Genomic DNA, 11,509 nt, shown 5'->3' on the forward strand with positions numbered 1-11,509 from the left:
AGCGCGCCGCGCCGGAGAACCCGGCCCGGCGCGCTTTTGAATGAAGGGTTCCCCTCATTTACACACCCTTTACTACTGATCGCAATGCAGCCAGCCGTAGAATTTCGCAACATCAGCAAGGCCTTCGGGGCCGTGCAGGCGAACGCTGACGTCAGCTTCTCGATCGCCAAAGGCTCGATCCACGGTGTGATCGGCGAGAACGGCGCGGGCAAGTCCACCCTCATGAGCATCCTGTACGGCTACTACAACGCCGACAGCGGCCAGCTCCTGATCGACGGCCAGGAACGCCAGATCCGCACCTCGCACGAAGCGATCGCGCTGGGCATCGGCATGGTCCACCAGCACTTCATGCTGGTCGAGAACATGACCGTGCTCGACAACGTCATGCTCGGCACCGAGGGCGGATTCAAGCTGGCTGCCAGGCGCGCCGAAACCGAGGCCAGGCTGCGCGAGATCTGCGCCCGCTACCGCCTCGACGTCGATCCGCTCGCCACCATCCACGATTTGTCGGTGGGCGCGCAGCAGCGCGTCGAGATCCTCAAGCAGATCTACCGCAGCGCCGAGATCCTGATCCTGGACGAGCCGACCGCCGTCCTCACCGCCCAGGAAACCGCCTCGCTGTTCGAAATCCTGCGCCTGTTCAAGGAACAGGGCAAGACCATCATCCTGATCACCCACAAGCTGGGCGAGATCATGGAGATCACCGACCAGGTGACGGTGATGCGCGCGGGCCGCGTGGCCGGCGCCGTCGCCACCCGCGACACCTCGAAGGAGCAGCTGGCCAACATGATGGTCGGCCGCCCGATCGAGGGCAACCTGCCGCGCAAGCCCTTCAATCCGGGCGCGCCGGTGCTCAAGGTCGCGAATTTGCAGCTGGAAGACAAGCAGAAGGTTCGACTGCTGTCCGACATCGACCTGACCGTGCGCGCCGGCGAGATCGTGGCGATTGCCGGCGTGTCGGGCAACGGCCAGAGCGAGCTGATGGAAATCCTGTCGGGCATGCGCCTGCCGACTTCCGGGCGGGTCGAATTCCTCGGCAAGGAACTGCCGTACGGCCGACGCAGCAATGCCGACGGCCTGCCGGCCGAATTCCGCGAGCTGGGCATCGGCCACGTGCCGGAAGACCGCCTGCGCGACGGCGTCATCAAGGATTTCACGGTGATGCAGAACACCGTGTTCGGCTACCAGGACCGCGTCAGGAACAAGCTGGGCCTGTTCGACTTCGACGCCATCGCCAAGCGCTGCGCGCACCTGCTGGAAGCCTTCGACGTGCGTCCGAAGAATCCGGACCTGCGCATCGGCCTGCTGTCGGGCGGTAACCAGCAGAAGGTGGTGATCGCGCGCGAAGTGTCGGCCAGCCCGAAGCTGATGCTGGTCGGCCAGCCGACCCGCGGCGTCGACATCGGCACCATCGAGAGCATCCACACCCAGCTGCTGCGCCTGCGCGACGAAGGCGTGGCGATCCTGCTGGTGTCGACCGAACTCGAGGAAGTGCGCGCGCTGGCCGACCGCATCGTGGTCGTCTCGAGCGGGCGCATCACCGGCGAACTGAACATCGACGAGTTCGATACCACCCGCATCGGCCTGCTGATGGGCGGGATGCACAAGCACTAGACCTTAGTGCGGAACCTTGTTAAGCCGAACTTCCAATGAAAACCACTGAACTCCCACGCTGGGCTTCCGGCTTCGTCCTGCCGGTCCTGAACCTGCTGTCGGCGCTGCTGGTGGCGGCGCTCGTCATCCACCTGCTGGGCGAAAGCCCGGTCGAATCGCTGCAGATCCTGGTCAACAGCGCCGTCATCAATCCGGAAGGCCTGAGCTACACCCTGTTCTACGCCTCCACCTTCGTGTTCACCGGCCTGGCGGTCTCGGTGGCGATGAAGGCCGGCCTGTTCAACATCGGCGCCGAAGGCCAGATGTACCTGGGCGGCCTGGGCCTGACCCTGGCCATGCTGGCTTTCGACGCCTCGCTCTCGCCCTGGCTCCTGATTCCGCTGGCGATGGTGGCCAGCGCCGTGTTCGGCGCCGCCTGGGCCTTCCTGCCGGGCTACCTGCAGGCCAAGCGCGGCAGCCACGTGGTGGTCACGACCATCATGTTCAACTTCATCGCCGCCAGCCTGATGAACTTCCTGATCCTGAAGCTGATTCCGGAAGGCGACCAGAACCCGGCCAGCCGCGTGTTTGCGGAAGCGGCGTGGATGCCGCGCCTGGGCGAATGGTTCCCGGTGCTGGGCGACACCCCGCTGAACATCGGCTTCTTCCTGGCGATCGCCGCGCTGGTGATCTATGGCGTGGTGATGTCGCGCTCGCCGTGGGGCTACAAGCTGCAGGCCACCGGCCTGAACCAGCATGCGGCCCACTATGCCGGCGTGCGCATCAGCCGCATGATCGTCGTCGCGATGCTGATCTCGGGCGCGCTGGCCGGCCTGGCCGCCGTCAATTCGATCCTCGGCTCGACCCACTACCTGAGCCTGAACTTCCCCGCCGGCGCCGGCTTCATCGGCATCGCGATCGCCCTGATGGGACGCCAGAACCCGGTCGGCATCTTCCTGTCGTCGGTCCTGTTCGGCGCGCTGATCCAGGGCGGTTTCGACCTCTCGCTGGAAAAGCCGAACATCCCGCAGGAGACCTTCATTTTCATCCAGGGACTGATCATCCTGTTCTGCGGCGCCATGGAAAACCTGTACGCGCCGGCCGTCCTCAAAATGATCAACGCAACACGCAAGGGATAAGCCATGGACGACTTCCAGTTAGCCAGTATCGTCGTCACGACGATCCGCAATGCACCGGTCCTGATTTTCGCAGCCATGGCCGGCCTGTTCGCCGAGCGCAGCGGCGTCATCGACCTCGGCCTCGAGGGCAAGATCCTCGCCTCGGCCTTCGTCTCGGCCGGCGTCGCCTACAGCTACCAGGACCCGTGGATGGGCATCGCCGCCGGCATCCTGGCATCGTGCACGCTGGCCATGGTGCAGGCCTTCGTGTCGATCACCCAGAAGGGCAACCAGCTGGTGGCCGGCATGGCGATCAACATCGCCATGAGCGGCCTGACCTTCGTGGTGGCCCAGTACTTCTTCCAGCAGGGCGGCCGCACGCCCGACCTGGGCGAAGCGCGCGTGTCCGAGATCGTCCTGCCCGGCACCGCCGCCGTGGCCGACATCCCGGTCATCGGCTGGCTGTACGGCAGCGTGATCGGCGGCCACACGGTGCTGGTCTACCTCGCCTTCCTGCTGCTGCCGCTGGTGCACTGGGTGCTCTACCACAGCCGCTTCGGCCTGCGCCTGCGCGCCTGCGGCGAGAACCCGCACGCGGCCGACGCCGCCGGCGTCTCGGTGCAGCGCACCCGCTACACCGCCATGCTGATCGCCGGCGTGCTGTGCTCCTTCTCGGGCGCCTACCTGTCGATCGTGCAGAGCGGATTCTTCCTGCGCGACATGTCGGCCGGCGCCGGCTACCTGGCCCTGACCGCCATGGTGTTCGGTAACTGGCGCCCGCTGCACACCGTGCTGGGCTGCCTGATGTTCGGCCTGTTCGGCGCGGTGCAGGTCCAGATCGAAGGCGTCGAGCTGCCGGTGGTGGGCCGCATCCCGGGCGCGCTGATCCAGATGATCCCGTATGTCCTGACCGTGATCGTGCTGGCCGGCCTGATGGCCAAGTCGGTGGCGCCCAAGGCGCTGGGCAAGCCCTTCGTCAAGTCGCGCTGAGCGAGTTTCTGCACGAGAAAGTGGCCTGCGTTTCCGCAGGCCATTTTTTTTGCCACTTAGCACCGCTTATTGCTGAACTTGTTAGCAAATGTGACCAGCGTAAGGCTTTGTAAGGCGCGTCAACACACCTCATCCGGGGGCCGTTGAATGCCCAGGTGACACGATAACGTACGCCAGAACCCGAAACAGAAAGGAATCACCAATGAAGAAAACCATTGCTACCCTGATCGTCGCTCTGTCGGCTACCTCGGCATTCGCCCAGACCGCCACCCCGGCAACCCCGGCAACCCCGGCTATTCCTGCCACCTCCGCTACCGCTGCTACCCCGGCCGTCCCGGCCACCCCGGCAATCCCGGCAACCGCAGCCACCACCACCACCGATACCACCACGACCACTACGACGGATACCACCGGCGGCACCGGCAACACCGCGGCAACCGCAGCGTCCCCGGCAGTGCCTGCAACCCCGGCCACGCCGGCGACCCCGGCATCGGCTGCGGACAAGACCGACAAGGCCGACGCCAAGCACGACAAGCAGGTCAAGCATGACAAGAAGTCCTCGCACAAAGGCAGCAAGGACAGCACCAAGTAATTTCTTCCTGCCCGGGGAGCCTCGCGCTCCCCGGTTCACGCAAGCGCCGTGCGGCCCCGTACGGCGCTCACTGGACTAGCGGATCGACCGTCTCGCCCCCACCGGCGCGGCGGCTGGAACGCTTGAAGGTCCACATCACCCCCACCCCTCCCGACACCCCGTTGTCCTTCACATGCAAGGGACTGTCGCGGTTCGCCCCACCCCGATAGCTTTCGACACGCAGGTAGCCGAACAGGCGCACGTCCTCGTCGATGCGGCGCGAGCCGAACAGGCCGAGACGCGTCAACAGCAGGCCGGAATCGGCCGCGTAGGCCGGCCGCGCGGCGGTCGCGTATTGCGGCGCCACTTCGTAGAAATGGCGGTTGATGCGGCGGTCGCCCAGCACCACCGACAGGTTCGTCTCCAGCGTCCACAGCCCGCGTTCGCCCGCCATCTCGTAGGCCAGCCGGGGCTCGAAGGTATAGCCACGGCTGTGCAGGCCGCCGCGCGCCTCGATCACGGCGCGCAGCGGCAGTTCCAGGCGCAGGCGCCGCCTGTTGCCCAGGTCCGCCAGCCGCAGTTTCAAGCGTGGTCCGAATTCCAGCAGCGGGCCCAGGTCGGGCATGCCGGCGCGTTCTTCCACCTCGTCGGAATCGGACGGCAAGGCGCCGGCGAAGCCGACGTCCAGTTCGGCCCGGTCGCTGCGGAACAGGCGCGCATTGATGCCGGAACGGTCGGCGCGCAGGATCTCGCCGCGGTAGACGATGTTGGGGAAGGCCAGCACCCGGTGTTCGCGCGCGCTCGATGCCGGGTAGGAAGGCGTGGACAGGGCGGCGGCGCCCAGGCCGATTTCCCACAGGGGGAGATCGCGCTCCGGGCCGGATTGCGCGCCGGCGGCGCTCGACAGCAGCAGGCAGGCGGCGCAGGCCGCGGCCTTGGAGTGCAGGGTCATGGTGGTGTTGGGGGAATCGGTGGTAAGCCGATTCTATCGGGGATCGCGGCCGCGACGCGCCGGGCAGGCGCTCAGCCGGCGCGCTGGTCGCTTTCGATCCTGCCGTCCACCAGCGTGATGGTGCGGTCGCACTGCTCGGACATGCGCGGATCGTGGGTCACCAGCAGGACCGCACAGCCGAACTCGCGATTGAAGGTACGGAACAACTGGAACACTTCGGCGGCGGAACGGGTGTCGAGGTTGCCGGTCGGCTCGTCGGCCAGCAGCAGCGCGGGCCGGGTGACCAGCGCGCGCGCCACCGCCACGCGCTGTTGCTGGCCGCCGGACAGCTGGTCCGGCTTGCGCCCCTCCATGCCGGCCAGGCCGACCTGGGCCAGCAGGCCGCGCGCATGCGCGGTCTGTTCCGGCGTGGGCTTGCCGCTCGCCACCATGAGCGGCATCAGCACGTTCTCGAGCGCCGTGAAGGCCTGGATCAGGTGGTGGAACTGGAACACGAAGCCGACCGCGCTGCCGCGCAGCGCGGTGCGGCGGGCGTCGTCCATGCTGCTGGTGGGCTCGCCCAGCAGGAACAGCTCGCCCGCGCTGGGCTGGTCCAGCAGGCCGATCACGTTGAGCAAGGTGCTCTTGCCGGAACCGGACGCCCCGACCAGCGCGGCGAAGTCGCGCCGCCGCAGCGACAGGTCGAGCCCGTGCAGCACCTCCACTTCGGTCGGCTTGCCGACGTTATAGCTCTTGCGGAGGCCCTGCAGGCGCAACACCTCCTGGCTGGCGTCGTGTTCAGACATGGCGGATCGCCTCCACCGGGTCGAGGGCGGCGGCGCGGCGCGCCGGCACCGCCGCCGACAGCACGCCGGTGAGCGTCGCCAGCGCCGCCGCGGCGAACGGCAGGCGCGGATCCACCGGAATGTAGAACAGTTTCGGCCCGAAGGTGTTGAACGCCGCCACCAGGCCGTAGCCGGCGGCGCCGCCCAGCAGCGAGCCGGCCAGGCCGAACACCGCGCCCTGGACCAGGAACACGCCCAGCATCTGGCGCCGCGTGGTGCCCATCGCGCGCAGGATGCCGATCTCGCGCGTGCGCTGGACCACGCTGACCGACAGCACGCTGGCGATGCCGAGCGCCACGCTCAGGGCCACGAACACGCTGATCATGCGCGTGGACAGGCTCTGCGAGCGCAGGGCGTTCATCAGCTGGCCGTTGGTCTCCATCCAGCTTTCCGCCTTCAGCCCGGTGAGGCGGGCGATGCGCTCGGCGACCGCCTGCGCCGCGAAGATGTCGTCCACCGTCACGTCGATCACGGTGGCGGCGCCGGGCAGGTCGAGCAGGGACTGCGCCTGCTTCATGTCCAGGTAGACGTAGCGCGCATCCAGTTCGCGCACGCCCAGTTCGAAGATGCCGGCGACGTTCACCACGCTGTCGCGGCCCTGGCCGCCGTCCAGGCGCAGCTTGTCCCCTACCCGCATGCCGAGGTCCTTGGCGAGCTGCCGGCCGATCACCGCATTGCCGGCGCCGACGCGAAAGCTGCCCGCCACGATGTCGTCCTGCACCGGAATGATGCGCAGGTAGCGCGGCGGGTCGATGCCCACCAGGGCCACGGATTGCAGGGCCTCGCCGCGCCGCGCGAAGGCCGGCCCGGAGATCAGCGGCGACACGGCCGTGACGCGCGGCAGTGCATCGAGCACGTCGCGCACCTGCTGCCAGTTGTTGATCGAGCGCAGGCGCTGCGCCCGCTTGCTCTCCAACAGCAGCTGCGCGCTGCCCGGCGCGGGAGGCAGGATGCGGTTGAACTCTTCCGTGGGCTGGACCTTGATGTGCGCCTGGGTGCCGAGGGTACGGTTGATGATGTTGGACTGCAGTCCCGTGATCAGGGCGGTGAGGAAGACGATCACCGAGACGCCGACGGCGATCCCCACCAGGATCAGGGTGCTCTGCACCCGCCCCTCGCGCAGGAAACGGGTGGCGATGGTCCACTCGATCCACATCGGCGTCAGTCCAGCTTGACCGGCAGTTCGTTGCGGGTGGCCGGATCGGCGGCGGGCGTGGCCGGCACCACGCGCACGCGCTCGCCCGGGGTCAGCCTGGCCCGGGCGTCGGCCAGGACCCAGTCGCCCGCCTGCAGGCCGGCCGTGACCTCGGTCTGGGCCAGGCCGCGCAGGCCGAGCGCGACCTTGCGCCGCGTGGCGCGGCCATCGGCAATCAGCCACAGCTCGCTGTGGCTGCCGTCGGTGGACGCCAGCGCGTCGTTCGGCACCACGATGGCGCTGGCGCGGCGGCCGGTTTCGACGTTCACCGACACCGTCATGTCCTGGCGCAGGAAGCCGGGCGCCGGGTCCACCGCCAGGCGCACGTCGACCGTGCCGCGTTGCGGATCGATGGCGGGCGCGATGAAGTTCACCCTGGCCGGAAACGGCCGGGCGGGATAGGCGTCGGCCACGCACATGGCGGACTGGCCGACGGCCAGCACCTCGAGGTTCTTTTCGTCCAGCGGCACCAGCACTTCGGTGTCGCCGTCGCGGGCGATCTCGAACAACACCCGGCCCGGCTGCACCAGGTCGCCCGGCTCGGCGTTGCGGGTCAGGACGGTGCCGGCGACTTCGGCGCGGATCGTGGTCTTGGCCAGCTGCGCGCGGGCGCTGGCCACGCGGGCGCGCGCGGCCGCCTCGCCGGGGCTGCCGGCGCCGAGCGAACGCAGGTTCAGGCGCGCCTGCTCGGCCGCGCTGCGGGCCACGGTCTCGGCCTGCACCGCCTGCTCCATCGCTTCGCGCGTGATCATCTGCTGCTCGTAGAGTTTGCGCCGGCGCGCGGCTTCGCGCCCGGCCTGGGCCAGCCGCGCTTCCGCTTCGCGCAGGCCGGCCTGGGCCTGCGGGCGGGTGGCCTGCTGCAGCTGGGCCAGGGCCGCCTCGGCTTCGCGCACGGCGGCCTCGAGATCGTCGGCACGCAGCACGGCCAGCACGTCGCCCGGCCGCACCCGGTCGCCCTCGCGGACGCGCCGCTCGAGCACCACCCCGGTGACCGCGCTGCCGACCTGCGCGCGCGACAGCGCCGCGACCCGGCCGGTGGCCACGACGGTCTGTACCAGCGGCCGCGCCGTCACCTGGTAGGCGGGCAAGGCGGGGCCGCGCTGGGCGGCGAGCAGCCACCATGCCAGGGCGCCGAGCGCCAGGCAGGCAAGCACGAGGAGAAGTCGACCGCGTTTCATGTTGTAAACGACGCTATTCAGAACAGCAAGATTCTAATGCATTGTCCTGCATGCCGCTTGGCAGCCCCTCATGCCCGCCCGGCGCCGGCGGCGCGCAGGGGGTTCAGCCCTTCTCGGGGAAGATCGCCTGCAGCAGCGCCGCCAGGTTGTAGCCGCCCTTGATCAACTGCTGCTTGGCCAGCTCCGAACTCGGCACCGGATAGTTGGCCGGCACTTCCAGCGCGAAGCTGTAATAGACCTCGCCCTTCTTGCCGGTCTGCGGCGTCAGCTTGCCCGGAGTGACGCCCTCGAAGGCCTGCTTGGCCACGAACAGCGTATGGTTGGCCCAGGCGTAAGGCACGGTGATCGGGTCGCCCTCGATGACCGGGATCTGCGGCTTGCCGCCGGTCGCCTTGTCGGCGAACTGGCCCGGGGTCCTGGTCTGCAGGCGGCGGAACGCGTAGTCGACCGTGGTGCTGTCCCAGTAGGAGTGGAAGGGCTTGGTCAGTGCCTGCGGCACGCCTTCCTTCACCGGCACCGGCTCGCCCGCCGGGATCAGGCCCTTGGCCAGTTCGGCCAGCCTGGCGTCGTCCAGCAGCAGGGTGTTGCTGCCGCGGGTGTCGAAGATCGCCGTTTCGTTTACCTCGTCCTGGGTCCTGGGCGCCACGAACTTGCCGTCCTTGCCGACGTAGGCCGCGCCCACGTGCAGCGGCTGGTGGATGTCGCCGGTGAAGTGGGTCAGCAGGATCAGCGCCTGGCGCTTGGTGAACTTGTGCGGGTTCAGCTCCGGGTCGGTCTTGCCCTGCAGGACCGCGATGCACTGGCGCAGGGTCTGCACGATGTCGACGCCGGTCCGGCCCACGCCGTGGTCGTCGTAATGGTCGTGCTGGAAGGGCACGTTGGTGTAATGGTACTTGTCGTGCTGCGGGTTGCCGTTGACGTACTCGAGCATTTCCGGCGTCTGTGGGCCGCAATAGCTGCCCTTGACGCAGTCGGCCCAGTTGGCGATCGATTCGAGGGTCTCGCCCGGCAGCAGCAGCGACTGGATCTGCTTCTGGGCCACGCTGCCCTTGAGCAGGCGGTCGGCGATCGCGCCCACGGCCTTGTGGCCGTCACGGCCCCAGGCGGCGGCGTCGAACGATGCGAAGGTGCTGGTCAGCGCGAGTACACAGGCTAGTTTTTTCATGCTCATCCTTGGTTGGAACGAGGGCCCGCGGCCCTCTCGTCGGCTCGGCTCAGCGGGCCTTGATAATGCGTGCGGCGGCAGGCGCCAGCGATGCGCCCTGCCCCTCGGTGTTGCGCAGGTACTCGGTGAAGGCGTCGAGATCCAGCAGGCCGGTCTCGAGGCGATTGACGCCCTTGCCGAATTCGGGGAAGTTGTCGCCGCCTTCGGCCAGGAAGTTGTTGGCCACGATGCGGTAGCTCTTGGCATCGACCAGCGGCTGGCCGTCCAGGGTGATGGCGGTGATGCGGCTGCCGACCGGACGCCGTTCATCCCAGGTGTAGCTGAAGCCGTTCGACACCTGCAGCATCGAGGCGCCGGACGCGCCCTCTTTCCACTGGCGCTCGAGCAGCGAACGGATCTGGGCGCCGCTCAGGTCCATCACCACCAGGGTGTTCCCGAACGGGAGCACGGCCTGGGCCTGGCCGAAGGCCGCCACGTTGTCCGGACCGGCTTCCAGGTCCTTGCGGATGCCGCCTTCGTTCATGAAACCGATCTGCGCGCCCAGGTTGCGGGTGGCCGCCAGCACGGCGTCGGCGATCAGGTTGCCGAGCGGCGCTTCGCCGGCCTCGTTCTGCTTGCGCAGCACCGGCGCCGAGGCCAGGCGCGCCACCGGGCGCATCAGGGCGGCGCGGCTGCTGTCCTTCACTTTCGCGATAAAGGCGGCCATCTTCTCGTCGGCCGGGTAGTCGCCCGCTTTCATGAGGACGTTCTCGACCCGGATCTCGCCGACCGTGCCGGCGCCCTTCTCCACCTGCATGCCGATGCGGGTCAGCATGTGGCCATAGGACGAGGCCTGGGTCACGGTGCGGCCGTCCACCTTGCACAGGTAGCTCTGGTGGGTGTGGCCGGTAATCACCAGGCGGATGCCCGGATCGAGCTTCTTGACGATGTCGACGATCGGGCCCTTCAGGTTGCTGCAGCCGGGCCGGGTCGGATGGTCGGTCGTGGTGCCGCCTTCGTGCACCACCGCCACGATCACGTCCGCGCCCTGGCGGCGCATCTCGGGGATGGCGCGGTTGATCGCCTCGGCCTCGTCGCCGAAGCTCAGGCCGGCGATTCCCGAGGCCATCACGACCGAGCGGGTGTCCTGCAGCACCACGCCGACCAGGCCGACCTTGATGCCCTTGGTTTCTTCGATGCGGAAAGCCGGGATGAAGGGCTTGCCGGTGGCGCTGTCGACCACGTTGGCGGCCAGGTAGGTGAATTTCGCGCCGCCGTAGTTCTTGCTCATCTGGCAGGCCTTGGCCGGGCGCGGCGACTCGCAGCCGCCGTTCTGCTGGCGCAGCAGTTCCTTGCGGCCGGCGTCGAATTCGTGGTTGCCGACCGCGCTCACGCGCAGGTTCAGCATGTTCATCGCCTCGATGGTCGGCTCGTCGGCCCACAGCGAGGACAGCGCCGGGCTGGCGCCGACCAGGTCGCCCGCCGAGACGAACAGCAGGTCCTGGTCTTGCTTGCGCCAGGCCTGCAGCGCGGCCGCCACGGCTTCGACGCCGCCGGCGCGGATCGCCGGCGCCTTGCTGCCGTCGGGATTGGTCGGAACGAAGCGGCTCGGTTCCAGGTTGCCATGGAAGTCGTTCATGGCGACCAGGTTGATGCTCACGGGTGCGCGGCTGGACGTGGTGGCGCAGCCGGCCAGGCCCAGGGACAGGGCGACGGCCAGCGCGACGCAGGAGAGTCGTGCCGGGGCACGCAGGGAAACGGTCATGGAATTTTCTCGATCAGGGACAGGGGGCCGGCAAGGCCCTGCGCATTATCACATGGGGTCCCGCCCGGCGGCCATCTTTACAGAGGCCGGCAACAGGGCAAAAGCGGGGCCTTCACCCAATGAAAAAACGGCCGGTGTCGCCACCGGCCGTTCTCACATCACAGGCTTGCGTTCAAGCG

10 protein-coding genes are annotated in these 11,509 nt (G+C 68.3%); 4 read left to right on the forward strand and 6 right to left on the reverse strand.

Features of this window, described 5'->3' with window-relative positions:
• The first annotated feature begins 84 nt into the window (after window positions 1–84).
• From AB3347_RS11900 to AB3347_RS11915, 4 genes are all read left to right on the forward strand, one after another.
• Complete coding sequence (locus AB3347_RS11900; protein ID WP_369092016.1) at window positions 85–1,614, forward strand: ABC transporter ATP-binding protein; 1,530 nt, start codon at window positions 85–87, stop codon at window positions 1,612–1,614.
• Between the two features lie 35 nt (window positions 1,615–1,649).
• Window positions 1,650–2,732 (forward strand): ABC transporter permease, encoded by a 1,083-nt coding sequence (locus tag AB3347_RS11905; protein WP_369092017.1) that lies wholly within the window; start codon window positions 1,650–1,652, stop codon window positions 2,730–2,732.
• A gap of 3 nt (window positions 2,733–2,735) precedes the next feature.
• Complete coding sequence (locus tag AB3347_RS11910) at window positions 2,736–3,701, forward strand: ABC transporter permease (RefSeq protein WP_369092018.1); 966 nt, start codon at window positions 2,736–2,738, stop codon at window positions 3,699–3,701.
• 202 nt (window positions 3,702–3,903) lie between these two features.
• The gene (locus AB3347_RS11915) at window positions 3,904–4,293 is read left to right on the forward strand and encodes a hypothetical protein (protein ID WP_369092019.1); all 390 of its coding nucleotides are present in this window, start codon (window positions 3,904–3,906) and stop codon (window positions 4,291–4,293) included.
• Between the two features lie 67 nt (window positions 4,294–4,360).
• Here AB3347_RS11915 and AB3347_RS11920 read toward each other — a convergent pair whose 3' ends face one another.
• The 6 genes from AB3347_RS11920 to AB3347_RS11945 all read right to left on the reverse strand — a co-directional run bounded on the left by AB3347_RS11920 (window position 4,361) and on the right by AB3347_RS11945 (window position 11,330).
• Window positions 4,361–5,224, reverse strand: a complete 864-nt coding sequence (locus AB3347_RS11920; protein ID WP_369092020.1) for a MipA/OmpV family protein — start codon at window positions 5,222–5,224, stop codon at window positions 4,361–4,363.
• A 71-nt stretch (window positions 5,225–5,295) separates the two neighbouring features.
• Window positions 5,296–6,009 carry an ABC transporter ATP-binding protein gene (locus AB3347_RS11925; RefSeq protein ID WP_369092021.1) on the reverse strand — a complete coding sequence of 238 codons (714 nt, stop codon included), beginning with the start codon at window positions 6,007–6,009 and terminating at the stop codon, window positions 5,296–5,298.
• Window positions 6,002–7,204: an ABC transporter permease gene (locus AB3347_RS11930; protein WP_369092022.1), complete on the reverse strand. Its 1,203-nt coding sequence runs from the start codon at window positions 7,202–7,204 to the stop codon at window positions 6,002–6,004. The genes AB3347_RS11925 and AB3347_RS11930 overlap by 8 nt, the downstream gene beginning before the upstream one ends.
• 5 nt (window positions 7,205–7,209) lie before the next feature.
• Complete coding sequence (locus tag AB3347_RS11935; protein ID WP_369092023.1) at window positions 7,210–8,421, reverse strand: efflux RND transporter periplasmic adaptor subunit; 1,212 nt, start codon at window positions 8,419–8,421, stop codon at window positions 7,210–7,212.
• A gap of 103 nt (window positions 8,422–8,524) precedes the next feature.
• Window positions 8,525–9,586 (reverse strand): S1/P1 nuclease, encoded by a 1,062-nt coding sequence (locus AB3347_RS11940; protein ID WP_369092024.1) that lies wholly within the window; start codon window positions 9,584–9,586, stop codon window positions 8,525–8,527.
• Window positions 9,587–9,635: 49 nt separating this feature from the next.
• The gene (locus AB3347_RS11945; RefSeq protein WP_369092025.1) at window positions 9,636–11,330 is read right to left on the reverse strand and encodes a bifunctional UDP-sugar hydrolase/5'-nucleotidase; all 1,695 of its coding nucleotides are present in this window, start codon (window positions 11,328–11,330) and stop codon (window positions 9,636–9,638) included.
• Between the last annotated feature and the right edge of the window lie 179 nt (window positions 11,331–11,509).

The organism is Massilia sp. X63 (assembly GCF_041023745.1).
Classification (GTDB): Bacteria; Pseudomonadota; Gammaproteobacteria; order Burkholderiales; family Burkholderiaceae_D; genus Telluria.

What these genes read in the sequence shown, in the direction of transcription:
- AB3347_RS11935 (WP_369092023.1), bottom strand. Translation starts at nt 8,421, where the DNA reads ATGAAACGCGGTCGACTTCTCCTCGTGCTTGCCTGCCTGGCGCTCGGC.
- AB3347_RS11900 (WP_369092016.1), top strand. Translation starts at nt 85, where the DNA reads ATGCAGCCAGCCGTAGAATTTCGCAACATCAGCAAGGCCTTCGGGGCC.
- AB3347_RS11930 (WP_369092022.1), bottom strand. Translation starts at nt 7,204, where the DNA reads ATGTGGATCGAGTGGACCATCGCCACCCGTTTCCTGCGCGAGGGGCGG.
- AB3347_RS11940 (WP_369092024.1), bottom strand. Translation starts at nt 9,586, where the DNA reads ATGAAAAAACTAGCCTGTGTACTCGCGCTGACCAGCACCTTCGCATCG.
- AB3347_RS11925 (WP_369092021.1), bottom strand. Translation starts at nt 6,009, where the DNA reads ATGTCTGAACACGACGCCAGCCAGGAGGTGTTGCGCCTGCAGGGCCTC.
- AB3347_RS11920 (WP_369092020.1), bottom strand. Translation starts at nt 5,224, where the DNA reads ATGACCCTGCACTCCAAGGCCGCGGCCTGCGCCGCCTGCCTGCTGCTG.
- AB3347_RS11910 (WP_369092018.1), top strand. Translation starts at nt 2,736, where the DNA reads ATGGACGACTTCCAGTTAGCCAGTATCGTCGTCACGACGATCCGCAAT.
- AB3347_RS11945 (WP_369092025.1), bottom strand. Translation starts at nt 11,330, where the DNA reads ATGACCGTTTCCCTGCGTGCCCCGGCACGACTCTCCTGCGTCGCGCTG.
- AB3347_RS11905 (WP_369092017.1), top strand. Translation starts at nt 1,650, where the DNA reads ATGAAAACCACTGAACTCCCACGCTGGGCTTCCGGCTTCGTCCTGCCG.
- AB3347_RS11915 (WP_369092019.1), top strand. Translation starts at nt 3,904, where the DNA reads ATGAAGAAAACCATTGCTACCCTGATCGTCGCTCTGTCGGCTACCTCG.